This window comes from Streptomyces sp. SAI-135 (genome assembly GCF_029893805.1).
Lineage (GTDB): Bacteria > Actinomycetota > Actinomycetes > Streptomycetales > Streptomycetaceae > Streptomyces.
On record NZ_JARXYP010000002.1, the window covers coordinates 8,722,123 to 8,748,091 of the forward strand.

The window sequence follows — 25,969 nt, forward strand, 5'->3', positions numbered from 1 at the left end:
AATGTGCCCCGCATCCTGATCACCACCGACTATCTACGGCCCGACGACGAGGTCGATCACTACCTTCGGGCGCACGGCCACACGACGGTACATACTCCGCCGGCCGGCCGAGGCGGTCCCGAGGAGCTCGTCGCCGCCCTCGACGGGATCGACGCGGCGCTCGTCGGCCATGATCCGCTGACGGCCCAGGTCCTCGCCCGAGCTCCCCGTCTGCGTGTCATCGTGCGCACCGGCGTCGGCTACGACTCGATCGACGTCGGCGCCGCGGGCAGACTCGGCATCACGGTGAGCAACCTGCCGGGGATCAACGCCAACGCCGTGGCCGAGTACACCCTCGGTCTGCTGCTGGCGGCCGCGCGGCGCCTGGTGCAGAGCGCTGGGGGCGTCGCAGCCGGCCGGTGGCCCAGGGAGGACGGTCACGAGCTGCGGGGGTCCACGCTCGGCCTGATCGGATACGGGGCGGCAGCGCGCGCCGTGGTACCGCTGGCGCGGGCCTTCGGCATGGACGTCCTCTGCACGACCGGTGTGCCCGAGGACCAACGCTCGGACCCGTCGGTGCGGTTCGTCGCGCTGCCCGAGCTGCTGGCGGCATCCGACTACGTGTCGGTGCACACCGCGCTGACGGACCGCACACGCGGTCTCCTGAACGCCGCCGCCTTCCGGCGGATGAAGTCGACGGCGGTGCTGGTCAACACCGCGAGGGGGGCCGTCGTCGACGAACTGGCCCTCGCCGACGCCGTGCGCACCGGTGAGATCGCCGCGGCCGCGCTCGACGTGGTGAGCGCGGAGCCGCTCCCGGCCGACAGCCCGCTGCGGGACGTCGAGGGAATCGTCGTCTTCTCCCACCTCGCGGGCCAGACCGCCGAAGCCCGTGCCGCCGCCGGCCTCGAAGGTGCGGCCGAGGTCTTGGCCGCCCTCGCGGGCCGCCCCCGGTTCGCGGTCAACGCCCACCTGCTGCCCCACGCCCCCACCGCCCGGGCCGACGGGTGACACCCGCCCGCCACCTGCCCGGCGCACCGACAGGAAAGAGGAACATGGACAACCAACGGGTCGACCAGGTCAAGGTCCTGGCACCGACCGGCATGCTCGGAGCGGGCTTTCCCGAGGCCACGATCGAGCGAGGTCTGACGCTCGGAGCCGACGTCATCTCCGTCGACGCGGGCAGCACCGACTCCGGCCCCTACTACCTAGGCGCGTCGCAGCCCAAGACCACCCGCGCGGCGGTCGCCCGGGACCTGCGCGTCCTGCTCAAGGCGGCGGCAGGCGCGGGCATCCCACTGATCGTCGGCTCGTGCGGCACCAGCGGCACCGACTCCGGTGTCGACTGGGTCGCCGGCATCGTCGCCGACATCCTGGCGGCAGAGGGACTCCGGCTGCGGGTCGCGCGCATCTACAGCGAGCAGTCGGCCGGCGAGCTCCTCGAGCGACTGGACGAGGGCCGGATCCATGCCCTGCCCCCGCTCGGCGAACTGGAGCCGGAGACGTTGCAGAGCTGCGCCCACATCGTGGGCGCGATGGGACACGAGCCGATCGTCGCCGCGCTGGAGGCCGGTGCGCAGGTCGTGCTCGCCGGCCGGGCCACCGACACCGCCATCGCCGCCGCGTATCCGCTGATGAAGGGAATGCCGGCCGGCCCCGCCTGGCACGCCGCCAAGATCATCGAGTGCGGCGGGCAGTGCACCAGCAATCCACGCTCCGGTGGGGTCCTGGCCACCGTCGACGCCGACGGCTTCACCATCGAGCCGCTCGACCCGACGGCAGCCTGCACACCGATCCTGGTCGCCGCCCACATGCTCTACGAGACCGTGGACCCGTTCCAGATGCGCGAGCCGGACGGCACCCTGGACGTCCGTGAAGCCGTCTACACCGCACTGGACGACCGCATCGTGCGGGTCGAGGGCTCGCGGTTCCATGTCGCCGACCAGCACACCGTCAAGCTCGAAGGCGCTCGGATCACCGGCTACGAGACCATGTCGTTCAGCGCGATCCGCGACCCGCACATCCTCGCGAACATCGACGACTGGGCCGATCTCATGCGGACGATGATCCGGCAGCGGGTGGAGCAGACGATCGGCCTCGGCGAGGACAAGTACGCCTTCGATCTGCGCCTGTACGGGCACAACGCCATCCTCGGCGATCTCGAACCGGCAGCGGGACCGCCTCGCGAGGTGGGAGTCATGCTCCTCGTCAACGCGCCGGACCAGAGCACCGCGACCGCCGTCGCGAAGATCGCCAACCCCTTGATGCTCCATCTGCCGACGGCCGACATGGACTACCTGCCCAGCCTGGCGTTCGCCACCTCACCGGCCGAGGTCGAGCGCGGCCCGGCGTACGAGTTCGTGCTCAACCACGTCGTCGACACCCGTACCCCCACCGACATGTTCCGCACCGAGTTCGAGGAGGCCGCCCATCATGGCTGAGCCCGCCCCCACCACCCTGGGCGACCTGGCGTACGAGGTCCGGTCCAAGAACGCCGGGCCGTTCTGGGTCACCATGGAGCTGTTCCTGCGGGACGCGGACGGCTATCGCGTCGCCGCCGACGAGACGTACCTCAACGAGGGCACGGTGGCCCGGCTCTACGGACTCGACGAGGCCGACGTACTGATGTTCCGCATCCCGTCGCTCAACGTCGTCAAGATCTCCTTCCCGCGTCCCGTCAGCCAGGCGTCGCTGCGCGACCGTGACGTCCACTCCGGTCAGCACCACGTGCCGCTGGCGGTTCTTCCGCTGCCCACCACCTGACACCCCCGGCGCCCGCGCGCGACGACGGTCACGGCCGGTGCCGGGTCACCCCCGGCCCGGCAATGGCCCCGAACGCACCTGTGGGACACGGTCCTTCACATGTTTCTCCCCCGAGTACCTGAAGGAGCAGTTCCTTGAACACACCTGCCGTGCCCGAACCCGGTACGCGTCCTCGGGGCCGCGTCCGACGTCCGGCCGTGCCGGCGGCACTGCTCGCGGCCGCGGTCGTGGCCACGCTCGGCAGCGCGCCCGCCGCCCCGGCCGACACCGCGCGCCCGACTCCCGCCGCCTGCCCGGGCCGGCTGGCGCAGAAGGCCGACTGCTACACCGGCCGGGACGCCAACGGCGCCTACTTCACGATGGCCGTCCCCAAGCACTGGAACGGCTCCCTCGTCGTCCACGCCCACGGCGGTCCCGACTTCTCCTACGACGAGTCCACCACCACCGAGGACCTGCAACGCTGGGCGGTGATGGTCGACGAGGGCTATGCCTGGGCGGGCTCCTCGTACCGGCGCGGCGGTTACGGGGTCCGGATGGCCGCTGCCGACACGGACAACGTACGCCGCTTGTTCGTCGGCCGGTTCGGCCGCCCCGACCACACCTACCTGCACGGCCAGTCCTGGGGCGGCAATGTGGCCGCCAAGGTCACCGAGGCCTACGGCGGCAGGCGTGGCGCTTACGACGGAGTTCTGCTGACCAACGGTTTCCTGGCCGGCGGCTCGCGCGGCTACGACACACGTGTGGACCTGCGCACGGTCTACCAGTACTACTGCCGCAACCTGCCCCGTCCCACCGAGCCGCAGTACCCGCTGTGGCAAGGACTGCCCGCGGACTCCCCGATCAGTCCCGAGGAGGTACACGGCCGACTCCAGGAGTGCACCGGCATCGACTCCGACCCGGCCGCCCGGACCGCGCAGCAACAGCGCAACCTCGACGACATCCTGGCCGTCACCCGTATCCCGGAACGGTCCCTGGTCACGAACATGCAGTATGCGGCCTTCCTCGTCCGGGACATCGTGGCCAGCCGGCTAGACGGCCGTAACCCGTTCGGCAACCGCGGGGTCCGCTACGACGGTTCGCACGACGACAAGGCGCTCAACGCCGGTGTGGAGCGCTTCTCGTCCGACACCGGCGCGCGCCGCGACCTCTCCTACGACAGCGACCTCACCGGACGGATCGCACTGCCTGTTCTCACGCTGCACGCGATCGACGACCCGCAGGTCTTCGTCGAGCACGAGGCCGCCTATCGCGCCACGGTCCAGGCCGCCGGCCGCGGTGAGAACCTCGTCCAGACCTTCACCAGGGAGAGCGACCACAGCGCGCTCAGCAACGCCGAGTACGCCAACTCCCTGGCGGCCCTGGACACATGGACGCGCACCGGCCGGAAACCCACGCCCAACTCGATCGCGCGTTCCTGCGGCGCGTTCGACACCACCTACGGTGGCGGTTGTTCCTACGATCCGGCATTCCGCCCCGCCCCGTTCGCCACCCAGGTCCGGCCCCGGCCCGGTGGTCTCCACTGGCCCGCCATGTCCGCCGCACAGGAAAAGGCATGGAGCCGCATCGAGGGCGTCGGCATCGCACCGTGACGTCGCTCGGCGGGCCCGGACCGGTTCCCTCCCCGGCCTGCGACCGAACGCAGCGCAGTCTCGTCGTGCTCCGTTCGTGACGGCCGGGGAAGCCGGGTCCGGTGCTTCCCCGCTGTTGCCCTGACCGGCCTGTCCGGAGAGTCGTTCGTGACGGCGAACGAGGCGCACGCCACAGTCGCTGCCGGGCTCGAAACGCTGCGGCCACGGTTCCGTCTCCTTCCCCTTCGAGCTGTGGTCAACGGGGACTCCCGGTGACGGCCGGGGCGCGACATGAGCGGGACCGCCGCTTCCCGGGAGGCGGCGGTCCCGCGGCGTTGAGGCCCTGGGCCGTCGACAGGCACCCCGAACTCGCGTGCCGGGGCGGGCAGTTGCCTCACCCGCGTGTACCTGCGGCGCGGCAAGCCGGTCACCCACCCCCGACTCCAGCCCAGCTCGAACCGTCAGGAGAATGCCAGACGGACCGTCAGTCCCCCGGTGGGGCGCGGTTCCGCGGTCAGGGTCGCGTGATGGGACGACGCGATGGAGGCGGCGATGGACAGGCCGAGACCGTGGCCGGTGTCGGCGGTGCGGTCGGGGGCGAGGCGGCGGAAGGGCTCGAAGAGGTCCGGCACTCGGTGGGCGGGGACGTGCGGGCCGGTGTTGGCCACGGTCACGGTGCACGCTTCGACGTGCACGCGGACATGACCACTCGGGTGGTTGTACTGGACGGCGTTGCGGATGACGTTGGTGAGCAGGTGGCGCAGGAGGACGGGGTCACCGCGGACGGTCAGGGGGGTGTCGGCCGAGACGTGGACGTCCACCTGTCGCTGTTCGGCCTGTGGAGCGAGTTGAGCGGTGACGAGCTGGGCGGCGAGGGCCAGGTCGACGCTCTCGGCGACGGCCGGTCCGCGGTCGCTGCGGGCCAGAAGCAGCAGCGCGTCGATGAGTTGCTCGGCTTCGCGGTTGGTGGCCAGCAGGTCGTCGCGGACTTCGGTGAGATGGTCGGGGAGCGGGTCGGCGAGACCGACTTGCAGGGCGGCCCGCTGGGCGGCGAGGGGCGTCTTGAGTTCGTGGGAGGCATTGGCGACGAAGCGGCGTTGACTGTCGAAGGACTTCTCCAGCCGGTCGAGCACCGCGTCGAAGGTGTCGGCGAGGCGGTGCAGTTCGTCGTCAGGGCCGCTGAGGGCCAGGCGCTGATGCAGGTTCTGCTCACTGATGCGGCGCGCGGTCTCGGTCATCGAGGCGACGGGGCGCAGGGCCCTGCCGGCCAGCCACCAGCCCACCAGCCCGGCAAGGAGGGCCAGGAAGAGGAGACCGATGGCGGACCAGAGGACCATCTGGCGCAGGGCGGTGTCCTGCACGGCCTGGATGGTCTGGTCGATCTTCTGGATCTCGGCCGTGTCCCATCGAGGTCCCGGCGCTGTCGGTCCGCGCTCCACGGGCCGGGCGGCCGGGTGGAGGTCGACGTAGCTATCGGGCGTGTCCGCGTATCTGACGGCGAGGCCTTGAACCTGCTGGGCCGTCCCGTGGCGCGCGAGCAGGACGACGAAGGCGAGCAGAGCCACGCCCGTGAGCAGGAACAGGGCGAAGATGGTCGCGGCCAGACGGGCCCGGAAGGGGAGTTGGCCGAGGTACGCGCGGGGGCTCAGTCGCACAGTCGGTACCCCTGTCCCGTGTCGACGGTGATGACGCCGGGGTCCCCCAGTTTGCCGCGCAGTCGGCTGACGGTGGCACGGACCGCGCTGGTCTGCGGGGTGAGGTGCTCGTCCCAGAGGGTGCGGACGATTTCGTCGTGCGCGACGGGAGCTCCTTGGGCCTCGACCAACAGGTGGAGGACCGCGAACTCCTTGGGTGTCAGGGCCAGCGGGCGGCCCTCGATGGACGCCTCGCGTCTCGACGGGTCCGTCGTGATGCCGCCGTGCCGCATCACGGACGACCGCGGGGTGGGCGGCCGCCGACTCAACGCCCGTACGCGGGCGACGAGTTCGCTGAAGTCGAAGGGCTTGGTCAGATAGTCGTCGGCGCCGAGAGTGGTCAGTCCGTAGACGCGGTCGGTGAGGTCGCCCGCCGCGGTGAGCATGAGGATCCGCGGGGGATCGTCGAGTTCCCGCAGGCGCCTGCAGACCTCGTCCCCGCTCATGACCGGCAGGTCGCGGTCGAGGATCAGGACGTCGTACGCCGTCAGCAGACACATGCGCTCTGCGGCGTCGCCGGTGTGGGTGACGTCGACCGCCATCGCCTCCCGGCGCAGGCCGACCGCGACGGCGCGGGCGAGCACGCGGTGGTCCTCGGCTACCAGAACTCTCATGGCCCCATGAAACCAAGACCATGTTTGCGGTCGTGTAAGGACGACGGCGTCCGACCCGGCGCAGTCGCGGACCGTCCTTATGCCGTTGTAACGCGTTTATCCCGCTGCAAAGAACCGCCTGTTCCACTGGCCGCATGAATTTCGTCAAGCGTGCCGGGATGAGCCTGCGGGCCAGGAAATCCCGCACCGCCGCCCTGCTCGGCATCTTCGTCGTGATCTGCTGCCTACTCCTCGGCGGGTTCCTGCTGGAGGCGGCCGCCGCACGCCAGGAGACCGAGGCGCAGCGCACGGTCGGTGTCGACGTGACGATCGAAGGCAAGCGGCTGTCCCCGGCCCTGGCCGACCGTCTCGGCTCCAAGCCGCCCGTGACGCGCTACAACCCGCTGCTCCCGCTGACGGCAGGTGCGCACGGTCTCGACCCGCTCGCCCCACCGGAGCCGAAGCCGCGCGGCGGCCGCGGCGGTGGGAGCGAAGGGGGACCGCTGGCGCTGCGAGGTGTGCGGGACCTGGGCATGCTGCTGCCCTTCGCGTACGGATCGGCGAAGATCACCTCCGGGCGTGGCATCGTCCCGCAGGACGCCGACCGCGCAGTCGCGGTGATCGAGGAACGCCTCGCCGCGAAGAACGGTCTCAAGGTCGGTGACACGGTGCGGGTGGGGTCCGCCGATGGCAAACGCAAGGTCTCGGTGAAGGTCCTCGGCGTGTTCCAGGACCCCAGGCCGGATCCGTCGCAGTGGACTCCCTCGAACGAACTGCCCGGCAACACCCTCTACGTGCCGGCACCCGTCGTGGAGAGGCTCGGCGGTGATGCGGCCGGTCTCGACGAAGCGGTGTTCAGGGTCGGTTCGCCTGAGCAGGCCGAGGGGCTGTACGCCGAGGCGAAGAGGCTGCTCGGGACCGGGGACTTCGCCTTCCGCGTGAACGACAAGGCGTACCGCGACCAGGTCCGACCCATTCAGCGGGTTGGTGCCTTGGCCGGCCTGATCGTCCGGGTCATCGCCCTTGCCGGTGTCCTGATCCTCGGCCTGATCGTGATGCTGCAGATCCGGGAGCGGCGCCACGAGCTCGGAGTGCTGCTGTCGATGGGCGAGAAGAAGTGGAAGCTCGTCTTTCAGCACATCGTGGAGGCCGCGGTGGTGTGCCTGCCCGCCGTCGCCGTCGCCGCACTGACGGGGCATGCCGCCGGACCTTCCCTGCGCGGCGCCCTGCTCGACCGCCCGCAGCGGAACACCGTGGCGGCGGGGGTGCCGGACGCGGAGGTCGCCCCTCCCACGGTGCGCGTCGATCCCGCGGACGTAGGAAAAGTCCTCGGCCTCGGCCTCGGCATCTCTCTGGTCTCCACCGTCGTCCCGGGCATCGGGATCCTCCGCCTGCACCCCCGCTCGATCCTGGCCGACAGCGAATAGGCCGCCGGCCCGAACCCAGAAAGCCATATGCATGAACTTCGTCAAACGCGCAGGTCTCAGTCTGTGGGCCCGCAAAGGCCGAACGCTGATCACCTTCGCCACGTTCCTGGTGATCTCCCTCATGGTGCTGGCCGGCGTACTGATCAACGCGGCGACCGCCCGGGCCGAGCTGGACGCCGAAAGATCGGTAGGCGCAGAAGTCACACTCGCCATGGACCCGCAGGCTCAGGGAAACATGGGCCAAGCACCGACGATCGACTCCGCGGTGGTCGAAAAGATCGGCGAGCTGCCCCAAGTCGAGAAGTACACCTACTCGATGTGGGACCGGGTGCTCCTCAAAGGAGAGGTGGGACTCGTCACCGACGGTGGGGAGGGGGCCATGGGACCAGGCGGCACCGCGGGCATCGGCCTCCTCGATTCCTCACTGCTCACCGATTTCCGCAGCGGCAGGTTCAAGCTGCTCTCCGGAAAGCACCTGACTGCCGCCGACAAGGACACCAGGCGGATCCTGGTCGAGGAGCGCCTGGCCGGGAAGAACGGCCTCAAGACCGGCGACAAGGTGACCCTGACGGGAAACGACGAGAAGACGACGGGGCAGTTCACCGTCGCCGGCATCTTCCGCGACCCGCGCCCTGACACCGAACTGGAGCCCGAGTACGGCGTCAACCCGGCCAACATGATCTACGGCACTGTCGGTGGCCTCGCCACTCTCAACGCCTCCGGTGGCGGGGCCCAGCGGATCACCAGGGCCGGTTTCCTCCTCAGGGACCCCGATGACCAGGAGGTTTTCAGGGACGAGGCCGAAAGGCTGGCCGGCTCCGCGCTGGAGGGCTTCGCGCTCGACGTCAACGACAAGGCCGTGCAGCAGATGACCGGACCGCTCAGGAGTATCAGCTCCACCGCCACCCTCGCCATGTGGCTGATCGGCCTCGCGGGCGCCGCTGTCCTCACCCTCCTCGTCAACCTCGCCGTCAAGCAGCGCCGCAGGGAGTACGGCGTGCTGGTGTCCCTGGGCGAGAAGAAGTGGAAGCTCATCACCCAGCAGGCCCTGGAGATCACCGCCGTGGCCGCCCTGGCCATCGCGCTGGGGTCCGTGATCGCGCCACGACTGACGCAGAGCGCGGGTCAGTCACTGCTCGGCAGGGAAGCCGCCTCGGCCCAGCAGAGGATCGACGCCTGGCAGCCGCCCCCTCCGGGCAGCACCGGCCTCGACGAGGGCATCGACCCCGACGACCAGCCGGTCGAGAACGCCGATCCCATCGACAGGATCACCGTGGTGCTCGAACCCGCGAACCTCGCCCTCGTCGGCGGCGTCGGACTCGGGATCGGCCTGCTCGCCGCCGCGATCCCGGCAGCCTCCGTGCTGCGCCTCAGCCCCCGCTCCATCCTCACGAACGGCAAGTGACCCGCCATGACCAATGCCACCGCGACCCCGCCCGTCCTCCGTCTCGACCGGGTCAGCCACACGTACTCGGATCAGCGTCGCCGCACCACGGTTCTCCGGGACATCGACCACTCCTTCGAACGCGGCACGTTCTACACGATCCTGGGCCCCTCCGGCAGCGGCAAGACCACCCTGCTCAGCCTCGCCAGCGGCCTCGACACCCCGACGAGCGGCACCATCAGCTTCGAAGGCCGGGACCTCAAGGAGCTGGGCCTGGGGCGCTATCGCAACAAGCACGTCGCCACGGTCTTCCAGCAGTACAACCTCCTCACCTACATGACCGCCCTGCAGAACGTCGTCTGCGCCATGGAGATCACCGGCGTCAGGCCCGCCCAAGGCAGCCGCAGGGCCCGCGCCCTTCGCCTGCTGGACGACATCGGACTGGACACGTCGATGGCCACCCGCAGCGTCATGAGGTTGTCCGGCGGCCAGCAGCAGCGCGTCGCCATCGCCCGTGCACTGGCCTGCGACGTCGACATCCTCTTCGCCGACGAACCCACCGGAAATCTCGACGAGGACACCGCCCAGGGCATCATCGACACCTTCCGAGACCTCGCCCACGAACAGAACAAGTGCGTGGTCGTCGTCACCCACTCCCAGCGTCTGGCCACCCAGTCCGACCGCGTACTCACCCTCCGCAAGGGCAGGCTGACCGAGCAGGTGAACAGGCGATGACGGCGGGCGGCACCCGCGGACCTCGTGGGTGCCGCCCGCCATCAGGAGCGGGCTGTGAACCGGTCGGCTACGCCGGGATGTCAGGACGAAGACCGTGCGTCGGTTCTGTGGCCCGCCGCTCCCAGCCGACGAACCCGGCGAGCAGGACGAGACCGCCGGCCAGGGAGCCGAGGACCTCCCCGCCGGCCCAGCCCGCCGGGCCGGACCGAACCAGCGCCCACCCCAAGGGGAACATCGAGGCCGCGACGAGAAGGATGTTCGGATCTCGCCGGCGGCTCTGGCGCTCCTGACCGCGGCCGCGCCGCCGCACTAGCGCGGCACTGTCGTGGGCATCTAGGCTGCCGTGATGGGTCTCGCCGTCGTGGGCGGCCCGCTCGTCGGCGGCGCCGTCACGCAGGGTCTGGCCTGGCAGTGGATCTTCTGGATCAACGTGCCGGCCGACGCCCTGGAGGACGCGGCCGGCGATCAGCAGTCCGATGTTCGTAGCCAAGGCGCATGCGGCCGAGGCAGAAGCGAAGACGACCAGGCCGGGGATCATCAGTGCGGCGAAGCTGAGACTGAAGGCGTTGACGGTCCACTCCAGGCTCGTCATGGAGGCGCCCAGGTCTTGGTGGATCGTCTGGAGCGCGGTGGCGCACACGAGTTGGTCGAGCGCCACCACGAGGGCGGCGACCGCGGTCGGTACCAGTACCCACGGCAGTGATGCCGGTGCCTTGGGTGCGGCGGCGCCACGGCGGTACCGGGCACCCTCGTCCTTCCGGTGAGCGGTGACTTCAACCTGTGTCGGACCACCTCACCGCGCTCGTAGGGACGGTGCTGCAGTCGGCGGCATCCGGCGTACGGGCCTGAGCGGCCGGATCACCGGCACAGCAACGCAGGATCGACTCGGGCCAACGCGGCGGGTACGTCGAGTTGCCAGGCGCCGCTGTACGCCATGCTGAAGTCCGTCTCACCGAGAATCGCCTGCGTGCGTGTGCGCAGTGCTCGGATGTGCGGGTCGGTGAGGTCGTGGGCGCCCCGCAGGCGTGCGGCGGCTCCGAGGAGGGTGGCCACGTCGTCAGGCCGCGCGTACAGCTCCGCCAAGCCGGCCACGGCCACGGCCACGGTGGCCACGAGCGGTAGGTCGCGGCTGCGCATCGCGGCTGCATACGCCGTGTGCAGGGCATGTGCGGCCGCCGGTGCGTCGGCGTTCCGAAGGCAGAACTCACCTCGCACGGTCGCGATCAAGGCGTGGCCGTGCTCACCGCCGTGCGAAGCAGGCTCGCGCATGCGAGCCTCAGCCGCGTCGATGAGCCGGCCGGCGCGGTCCAGGTCACCCAGCTGAAGGTGCAGGCTGGACTCGCGGGCGTCGAGCAGGACAGCCATCTCGGGTGAGGTCGAACGCAGCGCGTGTCGGCGGGTCGCAGCGAGGAGGTCGGTGGCCTCGGCCGTCCGTTGAAGTCGGATGAGGAGGTCGAACTGGCGCAGGGCGAGGAAGATCTCGTCGCCGAGGCTGAGTGCCCCGAACTGCTCGGCCAGCCGTTGTGCTTCCTGCAAGTCGGCGAGGGCTTCGCTCAGTTCGCCGTCGTACTGGCGCAGGAGCGAACGCAGTGGCAGGGCCATGGCTACGGCCCAGTGGTCGCCGGCCTGGGTGAAGCAGCCCAGGGCTGCTGCGACATCCTCGCGTGCCTGGTCGAGGTCACCGCGGTTCTCGCAGGCATGGGCGCGTGAGATGCGGGTGTAACCGGCGAGCCAGGTGTCCGGCCCGTCGAGGAAGCTTTGAAGCAGCGCCTCACTTTCCGCGGTCTCGTTCGAAAGGGCGAGTCCGACGGCGGCCAAGGCGCCGGTGAAGACAGAGTGTTGGGGGCAACTGAGCAGGCGGCCGGTGATCTCCCGCAGATCCGGCTCACTCTCGGCCAGGAGGTCCTTGAACGAGGAGCCCTGGCCGGTGTGCGCGTTGAAGTGCAACATCGCTCGGGCGATGTCGTATCGGCCGCCGGAGCGCTCGCCGGGCAGCGCGACGGCCTGTGCAAGCCAGTAGGCGGCGTCCTCGTGGCGGCTCTGGATCTGCCAGTACCAGGTGAGGTCCAAGGTCAGCGCGATCGCCTTGTCGGCGGCCTCGCTGTCGCACAGGTGGCGCAGGGCGGCGATGACGTTGTCATGCTCGGAGCTCAACGTACGCAGGGCTTCGATCTGCCGGGGGCCCCGGGTCAGCGGGTCATGGTGGGCGACCAGATCTGCCAGGTACTCGGCGGCCAAGTCCTGGACGTCTGCCGGGGGTTGGTGGGCGGCGAGACGCTCCAGCCCGTACTGCCGGATCGTCTCCAGCATGCGGTACCGGCCACTGTCGGGAACGAGTTGCAGCAGGGAGCGGTCGACCAGGGCTGCGAGGAGGTCGGGGACGGCGCGGACAGGGACTGCCGTTCCGGCGCAGACGGCCGCGGCTGATGCGGGTGTGACACCGCCTGGCAGTACCGCGACGCGCTCCGCGACGGTGCGTGCGTCCTCATCGAGGAGGTCCCAGCTCCAGGCGATGACGGCGCGCAGCGTACGGTGGCGGGCCGAGGCGGTGCGGCTGCCGGTGGCGAGCAGTTCGAACCGGTCGGTGAGCCCCGTCGCCAGGTCGGTCAGGGAGAGGGTGCGCAGTCGGGCCGCCGCCAGTTCCAGGGCGAGTGGCAGGCCGTCCAGGTCGCGCACGATGCGCAGCACGTCGGCGTGATTGCTTTCGTTGACGTCGAAGCCGGGGCGCACTGCCGCTGCGCGCTCCGTGAACAAGCGGACCGAGGGCACATGGCGGATCTCGTCCAGGTCCGTGTCCGTGCCGGGCACGGCCAGCGGGCCGAGCGGGACCAGCGTCTCCCCGTCGACGGCGAGCGGCTCGCGGCTGGTGGCCAGCACCCGGAGACCGACGCATCGCCGCAGCAGCGCCGAGGTCAGGTGCGCGGCAGTGTCGATCACGTGCTCGCAGTTGTCCAGCACGAGAAGGATCTCGAGGCCGTCGAGCTGATCGGCCACCGCGTCGACTTCGGCCGAGAACTGAGCGCGGGGCCCTCCGGCGCCGTTCGGCGCTCCAGCACCGGGGAAGCGATCGCGCGGCCCTGCGTTGTCGGAGAATCGCTCGCGCGGCCCTCCGGCATCGAGGAACGCGGAGCCGCGCATGCCGATCGCGGCCAGGACCGCGGCGCCGACCTTGCCGGGTTCGGTGACCGAGGCCAAATCGACCAGCCAGGCACCGTCACGGTATGCGCGCTGCCGGCGACGAGCGCTTTCGATGGCCAGGCGGGTCTTGCCCGCTCCGCCGGGACCGAGCACAGTGACCAGACGGCCGGAGGCGAACAGGGTGTCGATGCGGGCGAGGTCGTCGTCCCGACCGATGAAGCTGGTCAGAGCTGCGGGCAGATTGCTCAGGTGTCCAGGGGCCTTGGTACGCGCGGCGAAGGCGGTTGGTTCCGGCTCCTGTTGGGCGCGCAGCAGACGCAGGTGCCGTTCACGCAGTGCTGCGCCGGGGTCGGTGCCGAAGGAATCGGCCAGGTGCCGGCGAAAGTGTTCGTACCGTGTCAGCGCCTCGCCTTCACGTCCCTGGACGGCCAGGGCATCCATGAGCAGCGCGAGAGCCCGCTCGTGCAGTGGCTGCTCGGACAGCAGGCCGTTCAGGCGGTCGGCGGCGGGAACTGCGTTGCCGAGGGAGAGTTCGGCCTCAGCCAGGTCGGCAACGGCATCGAGGGACGCGTGGGCCAGGCGCGTGGCTGCTGCGGGCTCCACCGCAGCCACCACGCCAGGTGGTGCGCCCAGGGGCCCGCTCCACAAGGTGATCGCTTCTCGGAGCCGGGCTGCCGTGCTGTGCCAGTCCCGTGCGCGCAGACGTTCCCGTCCGGCCGCGGTGAGGTGTTCGAAGCGCAGCGCATCCACGTCCTGGGCGTCCACAGCCAGCCGGTAGCCGCCCGCGGCCTGTACGACCGCGGACGCGGAGCCGAGCGCCTTGCGCAGTCGCGACACGAGCGCCTGCAAGGCGTGCGCCGGGTCGGCGGGAGCGTCCTCGGGCCAGATCGCCTCGATCAGCGTCCGCTGTCCGACCGGGGCGCCTCCGGCCAGCGCCAGCCGGACCACCAGATGCTGGAGGCGGGCCCCGGGCACGGGCACAACGGTCTCGCCGCGTGACGTCCGGAACGTGCCGAGCACCGCGATGCGCAGCCGCGCCTCCCCGTCCATTCGTGCATCCTCGCGTGAGCCCACACACATGACCAAATCCGCACGCGCCCCGACAGCGTCCGGAGCAGACGGGGCGGGACGGCCGCCGATCGCCCTGCGCAGGCGGTCGGCAACACGCGGGCAACTCACCGAGCCCCCCGTCCTGAGGAGTGCTCGTGTCAACGCGGTGTGCGCCTCCTGTGAGCGCACTACGCCAGCCTCTTCGCAGCGCGGCGTACATGACGGCCGCCGCGGGTGACCACACGACGTACGACCCGGATCAGGAGGTTCCCGATGACCGGGATCACCGACACCACGACCATCGGCGGGGCGGGCCCTGCGGACGACGGCTGGGCTCGGACGTGGGGTGCCTCGCCCCACGCACCGATCGACGCGTTCGGCCCCCTGCCCTCGTTCGCCGACACGACTTTGCGCCAGGTGGTACGCATCAGCGGAGGCGGACGGCAGGTACGTCTGCGCGTAACCAACGAGTACGGCACCGCGCCACTGGTCATCGGGGCTGCCTGCATCGCCTTGACGGCACCGGACGGCAGGATCACGCCGGGCAGTGAACGGGTCCTCACCTTCGACGGCAAGCAGGCCGTGACCGTCCCGACCGGAGCCCCGATGCTCAGCGACCCGATCGAGCTGTGCACGCCGGCCCTTTCGACGCTGTCCGTCAGCCTGTACGTGCCGGACGCGGTCAAGAGTCCCACCTGTCATGCCATGGGGGTGCAGACCGCGTGGACGATCCCGGGCAACTGCGTCGACGCGCCGACTCTGCCTGCCACGGCCGAGTCGCTGCCCCTGCAGGCCCTCATCTCCGGGATGGACGTACGGGCAGACGTGCCCTTGAGCACGCTCGCGGTCATCGGCGACTCCAACACCGACGGCTCGGGTACCACTCCCGACACCAACCGGCGCTGGACCGACCGCCTGGCCGAGCGCCTTGCGGAACGCGGTGGGACCGCCGTCTGCGTCTCCAACCAGGGCATCAGCGGCAACAGGTTGCTGAACGAAGGGCTGGGCGAGGCAGCTCTGGCCCGTTTCGACCGCGACGTACTGGCCACTCCTGGTCTGGCCCACGTCATCGTGGCCATCGGCCTGGGCGACATAGGCGTCTCGTACGCGCCGCGGGACGGCAGCGGTCCCTCGCCGGAGTTCCTCGCCATGTTTCCCGGCGCCCCGGTGACCACCGACGACCTGACCGCCGGCTACCGCCAGATCATCGCCCGGGCCCGCGCCCGCGGCGTGAGGGTGTACGCATGCACGCTCACCCCGTACGAGGGCGACGAGATCTTCTCACCGGAAGGCGAGCGGGTGCGCCAGGAGGTCAACGAATGGATCCGCACGAGCGGGGCCTTCGACGCGGTCCTGGACTTCGACGCCGTCTGGAGCGATCCCGCCCGTCCGGGCCGGATCAGGGAGCAATTCCACGCCGGTGACCACCTGCACGGCAACGACGCCGGCTGCCGGGCGCTGGGCGACTCCATCGACCTGACCCTGTTCCAGTGAGCCCCGCCCATCCACCCTTCATCACCACCACGAGCGGAACGACTGATGCATGACGTACTGATAGCGGGCGCAGGACCCGTCGGCCTTCTGCTGGCCTGCGAACTCGGACTCGCCGGCTGCGATGTGCTGGTCCTGGAGCAGGATGAGCGGAGCACTCCCTGGAAGACGATGCCTCTCGGCATGCGCGGTCTGTCCGCGAGCTCGGCCGAGGTCTTCCACCGCCGCGGCCTGCTGAAGGAACTCCTCATCGCCTCCGGCGTCGAGAAGTACGGCAACCAGGACGAGGACGAGGACGAGGACGAGGACGAGGACCAGGACACGGCCCCGGCGCCGCGCAGCGTGTCGCACTTCGCCGGCATGATGCTCGACGCGGCCGCCATCGACACCACTGCCCTGCCCTACCGGCTCCCGGGCCCCGTGCTCGAAGGCCTGATGACGAGCCTCGAAGCGGTCGAAACCGTTCTGACGGAGCAAGCAGCGAAGGTCGGTGTCCACATCCGCCGCGGCGCCAAGGTGTCGGACCTGCGCCAGGGCACCGAGGGCGTCACCGTGCGGGCAGGCGACCACGAACACGAGGGGCGCTGGCTCGTCGGCTGCGACGGCGGACGCAGCACGGTCCGGGGCCTGGGGGGCTTCGAGTTCACCGGCACCGAACCGCAGTTCACCGGCTACACCATGCTCGCCACCGTCGCCGACCCCGACAAGCTCCAGCCCGGCTTCAGCCTCACCCCCACCGGCATGTACCTGCAGATGCCCACCCCCGGCCACATCGGCATCATCGACTACGACCGCGGAGCCTACGACCGCGGCCGGCCGCCGACCGTCCAGCACCTGCAAAGCGTGCTGCGCCACGTCTCCGGCACCGACGTCACTCTCGAAGACGTCCTGCTCGTGTCGACCTTCACCGACCGGGCGAAGCAGACCACCTCCTACCAGCGAGGCCGCGTCCTGCTCGCCGGCGACGCCGCCCACATCCACTCACCCCTGGGCGCACAGGGACTCAACACCGGCATCGCCGACGCCATGAACCTGGGCTGGAAGCTCGCCGCGACCGTGCACGGACACGCCCCCGACGGCCTCCTCGGAACGTACACGCGAGAACGTCATCCGGTCGGTGCACAGATCCTGGACTGGACCCGCGCCCAGAGTGCGGTCATGAGGCCTGGCCCGCACTCCCAGGCCCTCCAGGCACTGGTCGCCGATCTGCTGCGCACCCGTGATGGAACCACGTACGTATACAACCGGACGTCGGGCTCCTCCCAGCGCTACGACCTGGGCAGCACGCATCCTCTGGTCGGCCGCAACGTTCCCGACCTCCACTTCACGGACGGAACGCACCTCGGCGACCACATGCACGAGGGGCAGGGCATCGCCGTCGACTTCACACCCGGTCGGAAGCTGGCCGGTGCCCTCGCCGGACGCGAGGACCGGATCCGGTACGTCGCCGGATCAGCCAGGAACGAAGTGGGCTGCGGGGCCCTCCTCGTCCGTCCGGACGGCGTCGTCGCCTGGGCCGACGGCCCCGATCCCGACGCAGACGGGTTTGCGCGTGCTGCCGCCGGCTGGTTCGGCAGCGCCCACAGCTGACCCTTCTGACCGGCGGCGTTCGTCAGCCGTCAGCATGCGGGCGGGGCCGCCGTGCAGCGCCGACACCGGTGCCGTCCGCGTCCGGGTGGCCCGTCGTTGCCTCGTAGGCGCCCCGGGGTAGACGCCTCTGAGGAGGCCTTCCGGGGCGTCGCCGGGACGAGGACGTGGGTCACAGCATGAACGAACGAGAGGACGACCGAGCATGATCAGGACGGATGAGGCCGCTCCCATGACCGTGGAGCAGTCGGTGCTCGACGACCTGCGCCTGCGCCTGCGGGGCTACCGTCGAGTCGACGTCCCCACCGGGTTCGGATGGGCGCGCGGTGTCGACGGCGACTACCTCGCGGACCTCATCTCCTACTGGGCCCGCTCCTACGACTGGCGCGAGCACGAGGCCCGGCTCCGCGCCCTGCCCTGGACCCTGGCGGGCTCGGCCGACGCACCGCTGCGGGCGATCCATCTGCGAGCGGCCCGCACCGACGCGGTGGCGGTGGTGCTCCTGCACGGGTGGCCCGACTCGGTCCTGCGGTTCGAGAGGGTCTGGCCCTTGCTGTCCGGCCTCCACGTGGTCGTCCCGGCCCTGCCCGGCTACCCGTTCGCCGCGCCTGTCACCCGCCGTGGCATGTCGGCGCGGGACATGGCCGAAGCGGTCGCCGACGCCATGACCGAGCTCGGCTACGAGCGCTACGTGGTGTCCGCAGGCGATGTCGGCTGCGACGTCGCGGAGGCACTGGCCGCCGCTCACCCCGACCGCGTGGCCGCCCTGCACCTGACGGACGTGTCGCAGTACCGCTTCCTGGTGGACCCGCCGAGCGACCTGTCCGACGGGGAGCGGGCGTATGTCCGTCACGGTCACCACTGGCAGGCCACGGAGGGCGGTTACATGCACGAACAGGCCACCAAGCCGCACACGTTGGCGGTCGCGCTCGGTGACTCACCGGCGGGCCTGGCAGCGTGGATCCTGGAGAAACTGCGGGGGTGGACCGACTGCGGCGGCGATGTGGAGAAGGTTTTCACCCGGGACGAGTTGCTCACCTGGATCACCGCGTACTGGGTCAGCGGTGCCATCGGCACCTCCTTCACTCCCTACGCCGAGAGCGCGGCGAAGCCGACCGGGCGCATCGACATCCCCACGGCGTTCACGATCTTTCCGAAGGACCTCGTCAACGCGCCCCGAGAGTTCGCGGCACGCTTCTTCGACGTCCGCTCCTGGACGGAGGAGTCGGCCGGCGGTCACTTCGCGGCGTGGGAGTGCCCGTCGCAGTACGCCGCCGGCGTCCGCACGGCAGTGGACCTGGCCAGGCAGGGGCATGCGGCCCCGTGATCCTCGCCCGGGCGGGTATGGATTCGGCGGGGCCGGTAGCGCGGGGTGGTGGTGAGGTCCCGGAAGGCCTCTGGCAGTCGGCGCCCCCGGTGTGCGACGTCGGGCGCCGAGACCGGGCCCTCCGCTTCCTCGGCCACGCGCCCGCCGGGAACGTCTTCAGGCCGGAGCGAAGTGTCTTGGCTGCGAGGTTGCGTCCGGTAGTTGTACAGGGATCGTCCGGCTTCCCTTGGTTGCGGAAGAGCGGCAGGCCGGCCAGAGCCTTGACGTCCTTGGACGAAAGCAGTGCGAACAGAGGGAGTTGACCGTCAGGTCCGCATCCGCGTCGCCTCGACGTCGTTCGACTCCGTCGACGGCAACATCCGCGGCCCCATACCAGTGGAGCTGCCGCACACTCCCGGCAGCGACGTGGCCGGCGACCAGGGTTGATCAGCACGCGTTGCCCGGCCGTCAGCTGAAGCCCATGTGATCGCCACAGCAAGTCCGCGCAGCGGCGAGGCGGCCAGTCACGCTGGTCCGTCCAGGCGGCGTCGTGGTGAACACGACCGTATGGATGCCCGCACTCTCGGACGAGGAGCGCGGCGTGCGCGGCATCGACCTGTTCGTCCGCAGCGACGCCGATCAGCTGTCGCGACTGGTCGCGCTGATCGACGGCGGACAGCTGCGGGTCGACGTCGCCGAACGGGTGCCGCTGGCCGAACTGCCCGCACGGCACGCCCGCGCCGCCGAAGGCACGGTGGGCACGGTCATCGTTGTTCCGCCGGCTGCCTGAGGCCGAGGCCCCCACCGAAGGAGAAGACGGTGGCACTCGGTTGGGATCCCCAAGTGACCAAGGAGGCCCCAAAGACCGGCGCGCTGACGGACGCCACACCGCCTGGGTGTCAACGCCGACCGTTCCGGCCTCACCGCATGGCCGGACCTGCTCCGCTCGGGACGTGACCAGCCTGTCACCGGTCCACGTCGAGGTCGGCCGACTCGGCGCCTCCTCAAGTCGACGCACGCCGTGTCCGGCTCAGGAGCCGCCCCGCTCACGAGGGAGCTTCTGCCCGGCCTCGATCGCCACCGGCAGCCGGTTCTCGGCCGGGGGCAGGGGGCAGGTGGCCAGGTCCGTGTAGGCGCACGGCAGGTTCGTGGCGCGGTTGAAGTCCAGGAGAACCGTGCCGTCGGCGGCGGGAGGATCGAGGGCCAGGGCCCGGTTGGCGGCGTAGGTGGTGACCCCGGAGGTGGCGTCGGTGAAGAGCACCATCAGCCGGCCCGGACCATGGCCGGGGAACGCGGTCAGCGACAGCGGGCGCCCGTCCAGCTCGAACTCGACCCTGCCCGGAGCGTCGTAGACATGTTCAAGGCCCTCGACCGCGGCGCCCACGGTGGTCGGCCGCGGAGTGTCGAAGGAGACGTAGCGGCCCGTCACGGCCCAGCGCGGGTCCGGGGCGTAGGCGGGCGTTCCGGTGAAAGCCGTGCGCAGCGGCGCGTCCGGGTGCCGGGGGCGCACGATGTCCTGGCCGCCCCGCTTGGCGACCTCGATGACGGCGTTTCCCCAGACGGCGTCGACGCCGCCGCGTTCGGGAAGCACTCCGAAGTGATGCTCGCCGCGCACCGACGTTCCCTCGACGACCAGTTCCTCGCCCTTGTCGAGGTCCACGACGACGCCGTCGGACCCGGTGCGCCACGCGCCCGGCGCGTCCGGGAAGCGCTGGGGCCGGTCGTCGAGCCAGTGCAGGCCGGTGATCGCCAGGAAGCCGTGCGGGGCGGCGAGCCGGGCCTCCTGGGCGCGGTGCCACTCCAGCCAGTTCTCGGTGAAGGCGTGGAGGTCCGTGGTGGTGGCCTCGGTGGTCATGGGGAATCTCCTTTGTGCGGGGGTGCCATCGGGCAAGGGGGGTGTCGAGGCGAGGGGTGCGCTCAGCCGGCCAGTTCGCCCAGAAGCCGCCAAGTGCGCCGGCGGTCGGCGTCTCCGGCGATCTCGGTGAGCGAGAACACGACCTCGGTGGCGCCGGCGTCGCGGTAACGGCGCACCTCGGCCTCGACCGTCTTCTCGTCGCCGATCACGGCGAGATCGGCGGCTCGTCGGCCGCCGGAGAGTTCGATGACGCGCGCGCAGGACGGGAACTGTTCGTAGAAGGCGAGGTTCTCGGCGGCCTTGGCCCGCACCGCGTCGACGTCGTCCGTGACCACGCCGGGCACCAGGGCCACGATCCTGGGCGCGGAGCGGCCTGCGGCCTCGGCCGCGGCGGTCAGGGCGGGCACGATGTGGTCCGCCAGGGCACGCGGCCCCGCGGTGGTGGCGGTGAGCAGTTCGCCCTGGAAGTCGGCCGTGCCGGTGTCGGTCAACTGCCGCAGAGCGGTGAGGAATTCACGCAGCCTCTTGACGGGACGCTCGAAGGGCAGGCCGAAACCGGTCTCCGTCAGGTGCTTGGTGCCCAGGGCCAGACCGAGGTGGTAGCGGCCGTGGGTCGCGGCCTGGGCGGTCTGGGCCTGGCTGGAGACCAGCAGCGGGTGCCGGCCGAACACGGGGATGGCGGAGGTGCCGACCTGCAGTCCGGGAACCTCGCGCCCGACGATCGCCGCGAGCTGGGGCGAGTCCGCGCCGAAGGTCTGCCCGAACCAGGCCGACGCCACACCGAACCCCGCTGCCTCCTGGGCGAGTTGGACGGTGGCGTCGACCTGGTTCGGAGCGTCGGACGCGTTGAGGGCTGCACCAACAGTCATGTCAGGAAAAACGGGCGCCGGCCGAACCGCATTCCGGTGGGCGTGTGACAGCTTCTTGGCAGTCATGTGTACAGGAACCGGCCAGGGGGTTCAGCCCGCTTGACGTCGGACCGATGCGGACCCGGGGGTGAGCGGAGCGCGCGCCGTCCGGCGGACGTTTCGAACCACATCGAAAGGATGGCTGGCGCTGGGGGGCGCACCTATGGTGTGGGCGGCTGCTCACCCCGAAGGGACGGAAGGCGCATGGAAATGGCTCAGGCCCAAGCTCTCAAGACCGTCGCGTGGCTGTCGGCTCACCGCTTCCCCGTCCTGGTGCTGCTCGCCCTGGCCGCTCTGGTGGTCACGGGGGTCGGAGCGTCGATGTGCTGCCTCGTCCTGTGAGGGTGCGGGCCTTCATGTCACCGTCGGAGGAGTCCGGGCCCGCCGCGGGTGAGATTCATGCGGTCCGGGACGAGGAACGGTCGTCCGTCGAGACGCCGCCGGACCCGCGCCGTATGGAGGCCTGGGTCGGGAGGTTCGGTGCCGCCACGCTCGGGGTGCTGTGGATCGAGGGCGCGCGTGGCTGGCTGCACGCCGGCAGCGCGATGGGCACGGGCATGGCCCGCTCGCACGTGCCCTTCTTCGAGAACGCCCATCTGGTGTCGACCACGTATCTCGTCCTGGCCGTGGCCCTGGTGCTCGGCGCCCTGCTGCTGCGCAGGCGCCATCTCGCCCACGCTCTGACGGCCTGGACGTCGGCACAGGCCGTTCACCTGGCCTATCACCTCTACGACATCGACATCGTGGCGCCCGCGGAGCGGTCGCGGTTGTTCGGCGGGTTCGCCGCGAGCCTCGCCGTCGCCGTGGCATTGATCGTGCTGCTGCACAGAAGCGCTCGGGAACCGGCCACCCGGCCGGTACACCCGTAAGAAGCCTGCTCGTGCAGGAACGCGGGGACCAGGTCCGCGAGACGCCTGACGTGGACCGGCAGAACGATCACTCCCGAACGCCGAATCGCACGCAGAGCCGTACCGCACCTAGATTGGAAGTACAGGCAATCGCCCTCGCGGAACCCGTAGGGCGCGTGATGACAGCGGACATCCATTTCACAGCGTTCTTCGACGCCACCCCAAGCCCGTACCTGGTGCTGGACACGGACCTGGTCATCCACTACGTCAATCCGGCGTTCCTGCGGAGCACCGCGCTGACCCGGCCCGAGTTGGTCGGGAAGAACTTCTTCGACGCCCTGCCGGAAAACCCCTCCGCCCCCGCCGAAGACGCAGCACACAACCTCAAGGCGTCACTGCTGCGGGTCCTGACCACCGGGAAAGCGGAAACACTGGTGCTGCAGCGCTACGACGTTCCCGCTGCCGACCAGCCAGGGGGGTTCGATGAGCGCTGGTGGTCCGCGATCCACACCCCGATTCCGGGGCCCGACGGCCAGGTGAAGTGGATCGTCCAGCAGGCCGAAGACGTCACCGCCTTCGTCCACTCACGCCGGGCCCGCGAGCTCGTCGAGGAGTTCACCGAGCGGGAGAAGGGCATGGCAGCGGAGCTGTACGTGCGGGCCCTCGAGTTGCACCGGCTGAACCAGGAACTGCGCCAGGCCCACGCCCGCGAACAGCAGGTCGCCATCACCCTGCAGGAAGCCATGCTCTCCGTCCCGGACCTGGACCGGCACAACCACGACATCGCCGTGCGCTACCTGCCGGCGACCACGTCACTGAACGTGTGCGGTGACTGGTACGACGTCGTCGACCTGCCACCCGACCGCTACGCCGCCGCGGTCGGAGACGTCGTCGGCCACGGCCTGCGCGCGGCAGCCACCATGGGGATGCTCCGCAGCGCCCTGAGCGCGGCCATGCGCGCCATCCCCAGCCCCGCTCAGGCCGTGGAAGCCCTCGGCCTGTACGCCCGCTCCCTGGACGGCGCCATGGCCGCCACCGCGGTCCAGGTACTCATCGACCTCCGCACCAGACTGATCATCTACAGCAACGCCGGCCACCCACCGCCGATCCTGCTCCATTCCGACGGGACCTGCGAGTGGCTGGACAAGGCCACCGATCCACCGCTCGGCGCCCGCGAGCACCACGTCCCCCGCCCCCAAGCCGGCCTGTCCTACCGCCGGGGGGACACTCTCGTGCTCTACACCGACGGCCTCATCGAACGCCGCGACGAGGACATCGACGCCGGCCTGACCCGTCTGAGCACAGCGCTCGCCCAGGACCGCACCCTCGCCCCCGACGAGCTGGCCGACGCACTGCTGGCCCGCCTCAACGTCACCGCCGCCCTCGCTGACGACATCGCCCTCGTCGTCATCCGACTCTGACCGTGGCGGACTGTCGAAGCACGCTATGGTCAGCGGGCGAAAACAGGCCAAGGCCAGACGCCAAGGCGGCATGCGGGGGATACGCCGATGTCCGTTGCACCACCGGTGATGCGTGAACAAGTCACGTGGGAGTGCAACTGGCGGCGGCCGAAAGTCGTCCTCTGCGACGAGCCGTCGAGGCACACCGACAACTGGGACAACAGGGGGGACATCATGAACGTGACGTCGAGGAAGAGCCGGCGCAGACCGGGCGTCGTGCGGACGGCCGTGCTGGGAGCCTGCGTGGCGGGGGCGTTGGTCCTCACCGGATGCAGCGGCGAGGGCGACGGCTCCGGTGACGCGGCGGGTTCGGGCGCCGACGCGAGCGCGACGAAGGCGGGAGGCACCGGCGGCGAGGCGACGGCCACCGGTGCGGTGGACAAGAAGCCGGGCGCCACGGCGTCCGCGGTTTCGAGCAGCGTCGGCAAGACCCCCGGAGCGGTTCCGGTCGCGTCCAAGTCCCCCCTTCCCACGGCGTCGAGTGCCGGTGGCGCCGACGACGACGGCTGTGACCACAAGATGCCGATCTCCCCTGACGAGGTCGCGGTCTACCGCTACACCCCCGAAGGAGGGTTCCTCAGCCTGATCGTCAAGCACGGCAACTGGGGCTGCGGGACGCCCGACTCCGACGGCGCGCCCTTCGAGACGGTCGGCAAGGAGACCTTCATCCCGATGGACCAGGCCGCCTACGTCACCGTGACCAATCCCATCGTGGAGAGCACCGAGAACCAGCCCATCGGCGTGCAGGAGTTCCTCGACTGGCTGGAGGCGCACCCGAACTCGGGGCTCGTCTTCACCTACCACCTGGGTGCCGACGGCGCCATCGACCGCCTCGACGAGGTCTTCACTCCCTGACAGCACCGTGCACCCACGACAGCGCTCTCGCCGCCGTACGGTCGGGAGTGACCGTACGGCGGCAACTTGTGGCGGGTGTCGGCCCCGGCAGGCGGGCCGGGGCCGACGGTCAGGAGGTGTGCGGGCAGTTGCCCCGGGACTCGGCGATCGTGAGACTGACGGCCGGGAGCGGGCAGAGGAACTGCTCGTAGCGGGTGTCGTTGTCGATGAACCGCTTCAGCCAGGAAATGCTGTACTTCGCGATCGTCGTGTTGTTCGAGTTCGGCGTGAAGTGGGTGGCGCCCCGCAGCTCGATGTAGGCGCGGTCGGTGGAGGACGGCAGGGTCGTGTAGAACGGCTGGGAGTGCGTGGCCACGGGCGCGATGGTGTCGCCGTCGGCGCCGACGACCAGGGTGGGAGTCGTGATCTCCGGCCAGGTCTTGTCGAGGTTCCAGCCGGTCAGCGGGATGGCGGCCTGGAGCGACGGGCGGGACTTGGCCGCTTCGAGGGTGCCGCCGCCGCCCATGGAGTGGCCCATCACTCCGAGGCGTCCGGCGTCGATGCGGCTGCGGACCGTGCTGCTCTGCACCAGGTAGTCCAGTGCGGCCAGCAGCTGCTTTCCGCGGCTGTCCGGTTGGTCGGAGGTGGTCAGTGTGTCGATGGTGAAGACGACGAAGCCCTGGGAGGCGAGCCGCGGCCCGAGCCAGGCGATCGAGGACTGGTAGGCGGTGAACCCGGGTGACACCGCTATCGCCCCGAACGTCCCGTCGGCGGTGCTCGTCGGGTAGTAGATGGTGCCGCCGCCGAACCCGCTCACCGCGAGTCGCGACACGCTGGTCTGGGACACCGCGTAGGGGCCCCGATTGGCCTCGATGCTCGCCGTGGTGGGGGCCGGGCCCCGCTCGTACGGGTTGTCGGCCGCCTCGGCTCCGCCGGTCAGCGAGGTCAGCAGGCCGATGAGCGCTGCGGCCGTGGCGAGGCCGGAGCCGAGGCGCCCGAAGCGGCGGCGCCGGTGGCGGTGCGGAGTGCGCGTGGGGCAGGACGTCTGTGGGGTGTCGCTCATCACGGCTCCTTGAAGGTGAGGGTTCCGGCGCCTGCGGGCCTGACGGAGACCGCCGGGGGAGAGGCGGCGTCGGGCCCGTGGACGTGACACGAGTCATCCGGCGGTCAACAACGTAGGAGCTGACCAAAAGTCAGTCATCAGTGGAATCACCAGTCGTGCCAGGACCAGTCGTGCCAGGAGCGCCCACGCGCACCAGCTCGCACCTGGGGGAGCGCCGGTCACAGCGGTGCACGCCCGTCAACTGCCGCGCAGTCGACGGGCGTGCGGCGAGGTACGGTCCGTTACG

21 protein-coding genes and 1 pseudogene are annotated in these 25,969 nt (G+C 70.5%); 16 read left to right on the forward strand and 6 right to left on the reverse strand.

Annotated features, from left to right (window positions below; translation table 11 throughout):
- Nucleotides 1-3: 3 nt before the first annotated feature.
- The 4 genes from M2163_RS44035 (at nucleotide 4) to M2163_RS44050 (ending at nucleotide 4,331) form a co-directional block, all read left to right on the forward strand.
- A complete protein-coding gene (locus M2163_RS44035; RefSeq protein WP_280896887.1) occupies nucleotides 4-990 on the forward strand; it encodes a phosphoglycerate dehydrogenase in 987 nt (328 codons plus the stop codon).
- Nucleotides 991-1,034: 44 nt separating this feature from the next.
- Nucleotides 1,035-2,420, forward strand: a complete 1,386-nt coding sequence (locus tag M2163_RS44040; protein ID WP_280896888.1) for an acyclic terpene utilization AtuA family protein — start codon at nucleotides 1,035-1,037, stop codon at nucleotides 2,418-2,420.
- The gene (locus M2163_RS44045) at nucleotides 2,413-2,742 is read left to right on the forward strand and encodes a DUF4387 domain-containing protein (RefSeq protein WP_280896889.1); all 330 of its coding nucleotides are present in this window, start codon (nucleotides 2,413-2,415) and stop codon (nucleotides 2,740-2,742) included. Before M2163_RS44040 ends, M2163_RS44045 begins: the two co-directional genes overlap by 8 nt.
- A gap of 149 nt (nucleotides 2,743-2,891) precedes the next feature.
- Nucleotides 2,892-4,331 carry a DUF6351 family protein gene (locus tag M2163_RS44050; RefSeq protein ID WP_280897418.1) on the forward strand — a complete coding sequence of 480 codons (1,440 nt, stop codon included), beginning with the start codon at nucleotides 2,892-2,894 and terminating at the stop codon, nucleotides 4,329-4,331.
- A 440-nt stretch (nucleotides 4,332-4,771) separates the two neighbouring features.
- Here the strand turns inward: M2163_RS44050 and M2163_RS44055 are convergent, their stop codons facing one another.
- The gene (locus tag M2163_RS44055; protein WP_280896890.1) at nucleotides 4,772-5,965 is read right to left on the reverse strand and encodes a HAMP domain-containing sensor histidine kinase; all 1,194 of its coding nucleotides are present in this window, start codon (nucleotides 5,963-5,965) and stop codon (nucleotides 4,772-4,774) included.
- On the reverse strand, nucleotides 5,956-6,618 hold the full coding sequence (locus M2163_RS44060; RefSeq protein ID WP_280847240.1) for a response regulator transcription factor: 663 nt from the start codon (nucleotides 6,616-6,618) through the stop codon (nucleotides 5,956-5,958). The genes M2163_RS44055 and M2163_RS44060 overlap by 10 nt, the downstream gene beginning before the upstream one ends.
- A gap of 134 nt (nucleotides 6,619-6,752) precedes the next feature.
- Here M2163_RS44060 and M2163_RS44065 point away from each other — a divergent pair, with 134 nt between their 5' ends.
- The 4 genes and pseudogenes from M2163_RS44065 to M2163_RS44080 form a co-directional block, all read left to right on the forward strand.
- Nucleotides 6,753-8,024 (forward strand): ABC transporter permease, encoded by a 1,272-nt coding sequence (locus M2163_RS44065; protein WP_280896891.1) that lies wholly within the window; start codon nucleotides 6,753-6,755, stop codon nucleotides 8,022-8,024.
- Between the two features lie 31 nt (nucleotides 8,025-8,055).
- On the forward strand, nucleotides 8,056-9,429 hold the full coding sequence (locus tag M2163_RS44070; RefSeq protein WP_280896892.1) for an ABC transporter permease: 1,374 nt from the start codon (nucleotides 8,056-8,058) through the stop codon (nucleotides 9,427-9,429).
- Between the two features lie 6 nt (nucleotides 9,430-9,435).
- A complete protein-coding gene (locus tag M2163_RS44075) occupies nucleotides 9,436-10,143 on the forward strand; it encodes an ABC transporter ATP-binding protein (protein ID WP_280896893.1) in 708 nt (235 codons plus the stop codon).
- Between the two features lie 277 nt (nucleotides 10,144-10,420).
- Nucleotides 10,421-10,579, forward strand: a pseudogene (locus tag M2163_RS44080) (MFS transporter); the annotation flags it as partial.
- 422 nt (nucleotides 10,580-11,001) lie between these two features.
- Here M2163_RS44080 and M2163_RS44085 read toward each other — a convergent pair.
- The gene (locus tag M2163_RS44085; protein WP_280896894.1) at nucleotides 11,002-14,331 is read right to left on the reverse strand and encodes a BTAD domain-containing putative transcriptional regulator; all 3,330 of its coding nucleotides are present in this window, start codon (nucleotides 14,329-14,331) and stop codon (nucleotides 11,002-11,004) included.
- Between the two features lie 273 nt (nucleotides 14,332-14,604).
- On the opposite strand from M2163_RS44085, the gene M2163_RS44090 reads away from it, so the two are divergent.
- From M2163_RS44090 to M2163_RS44105, 4 genes are all read left to right on the forward strand, one after another.
- Nucleotides 14,605-15,825 (forward strand): SGNH/GDSL hydrolase family protein, encoded by a 1,221-nt coding sequence (locus M2163_RS44090; RefSeq protein ID WP_280896895.1) that lies wholly within the window; start codon nucleotides 14,605-14,607, stop codon nucleotides 15,823-15,825.
- A gap of 45 nt (nucleotides 15,826-15,870) precedes the next feature.
- Entirely contained in the window at nucleotides 15,871-17,412 is a 1,542-nt protein-coding gene (locus M2163_RS44095; RefSeq protein WP_280896896.1) for an FAD-dependent monooxygenase, read from the forward strand.
- Between the two features lie 202 nt (nucleotides 17,413-17,614).
- Entirely contained in the window at nucleotides 17,615-18,736 is a 1,122-nt protein-coding gene (locus M2163_RS44100) for an epoxide hydrolase family protein (protein ID WP_280896897.1), read from the forward strand.
- A 550-nt stretch (nucleotides 18,737-19,286) separates the two neighbouring features.
- On the forward strand, nucleotides 19,287-19,505 hold the full coding sequence (locus tag M2163_RS44105; RefSeq protein ID WP_280896898.1) for a hypothetical protein: 219 nt from the start codon (nucleotides 19,287-19,289) through the stop codon (nucleotides 19,503-19,505).
- Nucleotides 19,506-19,745: 240 nt separating this feature from the next.
- Here the strand turns inward: M2163_RS44105 and M2163_RS44110 are convergent, their stop codons facing one another.
- Together M2163_RS44110 and M2163_RS44115 are read right to left on the reverse strand one after the other, a co-directional pair.
- A complete protein-coding gene (locus M2163_RS44110; protein ID WP_280896899.1) occupies nucleotides 19,746-20,570 on the reverse strand; it encodes a DUF1684 domain-containing protein in 825 nt (274 codons plus the stop codon).
- A gap of 62 nt (nucleotides 20,571-20,632) precedes the next feature.
- Nucleotides 20,633-21,439: an LLM class flavin-dependent oxidoreductase gene (locus M2163_RS44115; RefSeq protein WP_280847230.1), complete on the reverse strand. Its 807-nt coding sequence runs from the start codon at nucleotides 21,437-21,439 to the stop codon at nucleotides 20,633-20,635.
- A 243-nt stretch (nucleotides 21,440-21,682) separates the two neighbouring features.
- Here M2163_RS44115 and M2163_RS44120 point away from each other — a divergent pair, with 243 nt between their 5' ends.
- The 4 genes from M2163_RS44120 to M2163_RS44135 all read left to right on the forward strand — a co-directional run bounded on the left by M2163_RS44120 (nucleotide 21,683) and on the right by M2163_RS44135 (nucleotide 24,641).
- Nucleotides 21,683-21,820, forward strand: coding sequence for a hypothetical protein (locus M2163_RS44120; protein ID WP_280847229.1), 138 nt, complete (start codon nucleotides 21,683-21,685; stop codon nucleotides 21,818-21,820).
- Between the two features lie 14 nt (nucleotides 21,821-21,834).
- The gene (locus M2163_RS44125; protein WP_280847228.1) at nucleotides 21,835-22,347 is read left to right on the forward strand and encodes a hypothetical protein; all 513 of its coding nucleotides are present in this window, start codon (nucleotides 21,835-21,837) and stop codon (nucleotides 22,345-22,347) included.
- 158 nt (nucleotides 22,348-22,505) lie between these two features.
- Nucleotides 22,506-23,747 (forward strand): SpoIIE family protein phosphatase, encoded by a 1,242-nt coding sequence (locus M2163_RS44130; protein WP_280847227.1) that lies wholly within the window; start codon nucleotides 22,506-22,508, stop codon nucleotides 23,745-23,747.
- A 213-nt stretch (nucleotides 23,748-23,960) separates the two neighbouring features.
- Nucleotides 23,961-24,641, forward strand: coding sequence for a hypothetical protein (locus M2163_RS44135; protein ID WP_280847226.1), 681 nt, complete (start codon nucleotides 23,961-23,963; stop codon nucleotides 24,639-24,641).
- Between the two features lie 109 nt (nucleotides 24,642-24,750).
- Here M2163_RS44135 and M2163_RS44140 read toward each other — a convergent pair whose 3' ends face one another.
- Nucleotides 24,751-25,683 carry a dienelactone hydrolase family protein gene (locus M2163_RS44140; protein ID WP_280847225.1) on the reverse strand — a complete coding sequence of 311 codons (933 nt, stop codon included), beginning with the start codon at nucleotides 25,681-25,683 and terminating at the stop codon, nucleotides 24,751-24,753.
- Nucleotides 25,684-25,969: the final 286 nt, after the last annotated feature.

Excerpts from the sequence above, each read along its gene's own strand:
- M2163_RS44040 (WP_280896888.1), top strand. The coding sequence starts at position 1,035 with ATGGACAACCAACGGGTCGACCAGGTCAAGGTCCTGGCACCGACCGGC.
- M2163_RS44045 (WP_280896889.1), top strand. The coding sequence starts at position 2,413 with ATGGCTGAGCCCGCCCCCACCACCCTGGGCGACCTGGCGTACGAGGTC.
- M2163_RS44060 (WP_280847240.1), bottom strand. The coding sequence starts at position 6,618 with ATGAGAGTTCTGGTAGCCGAGGACCACCGCGTGCTCGCCCGCGCCGTC.
- M2163_RS44065 (WP_280896891.1), top strand. The coding sequence starts at position 6,753 with ATGAATTTCGTCAAGCGTGCCGGGATGAGCCTGCGGGCCAGGAAATCC.
- M2163_RS44070 (WP_280896892.1), top strand. The coding sequence starts at position 8,056 with ATGAACTTCGTCAAACGCGCAGGTCTCAGTCTGTGGGCCCGCAAAGGC.
- M2163_RS44075 (WP_280896893.1), top strand. The coding sequence starts at position 9,436 with ATGACCAATGCCACCGCGACCCCGCCCGTCCTCCGTCTCGACCGGGTC.
- M2163_RS44085 (WP_280896894.1), bottom strand. The coding sequence starts at position 14,331 with ATGGACGGGGAGGCGCGGCTGCGCATCGCGGTGCTCGGCACGTTCCGG.
- M2163_RS44090 (WP_280896895.1), top strand. The coding sequence starts at position 14,605 with ATGACCGGGATCACCGACACCACGACCATCGGCGGGGCGGGCCCTGCG.
- M2163_RS44095 (WP_280896896.1), top strand. The coding sequence starts at position 15,871 with ATGCATGACGTACTGATAGCGGGCGCAGGACCCGTCGGCCTTCTGCTG.
- M2163_RS44100 (WP_280896897.1), top strand. The coding sequence starts at position 17,615 with ATGATCAGGACGGATGAGGCCGCTCCCATGACCGTGGAGCAGTCGGTG.
- M2163_RS44105 (WP_280896898.1), top strand. The coding sequence starts at position 19,287 with ATGCCCGCACTCTCGGACGAGGAGCGCGGCGTGCGCGGCATCGACCTG.
- M2163_RS44110 (WP_280896899.1), bottom strand. The coding sequence starts at position 20,570 with ATGACCACCGAGGCCACCACCACGGACCTCCACGCCTTCACCGAGAAC.
- M2163_RS44115 (WP_280847230.1), bottom strand. The coding sequence starts at position 21,439 with ATGACTGTTGGTGCAGCCCTCAACGCGTCCGACGCTCCGAACCAGGTC.
- M2163_RS44120 (WP_280847229.1), top strand. The coding sequence starts at position 21,683 with ATGGAAATGGCTCAGGCCCAAGCTCTCAAGACCGTCGCGTGGCTGTCG.
- M2163_RS44125 (WP_280847228.1), top strand. The coding sequence starts at position 21,835 with ATGTCACCGTCGGAGGAGTCCGGGCCCGCCGCGGGTGAGATTCATGCG.
- M2163_RS44130 (WP_280847227.1), top strand. The coding sequence starts at position 22,506 with ATGACAGCGGACATCCATTTCACAGCGTTCTTCGACGCCACCCCAAGC.
- M2163_RS44135 (WP_280847226.1), top strand. The coding sequence starts at position 23,961 with ATGAACGTGACGTCGAGGAAGAGCCGGCGCAGACCGGGCGTCGTGCGG.
- M2163_RS44140 (WP_280847225.1), bottom strand. The coding sequence starts at position 25,683 with ATGAGCGACACCCCACAGACGTCCTGCCCCACGCGCACTCCGCACCGC.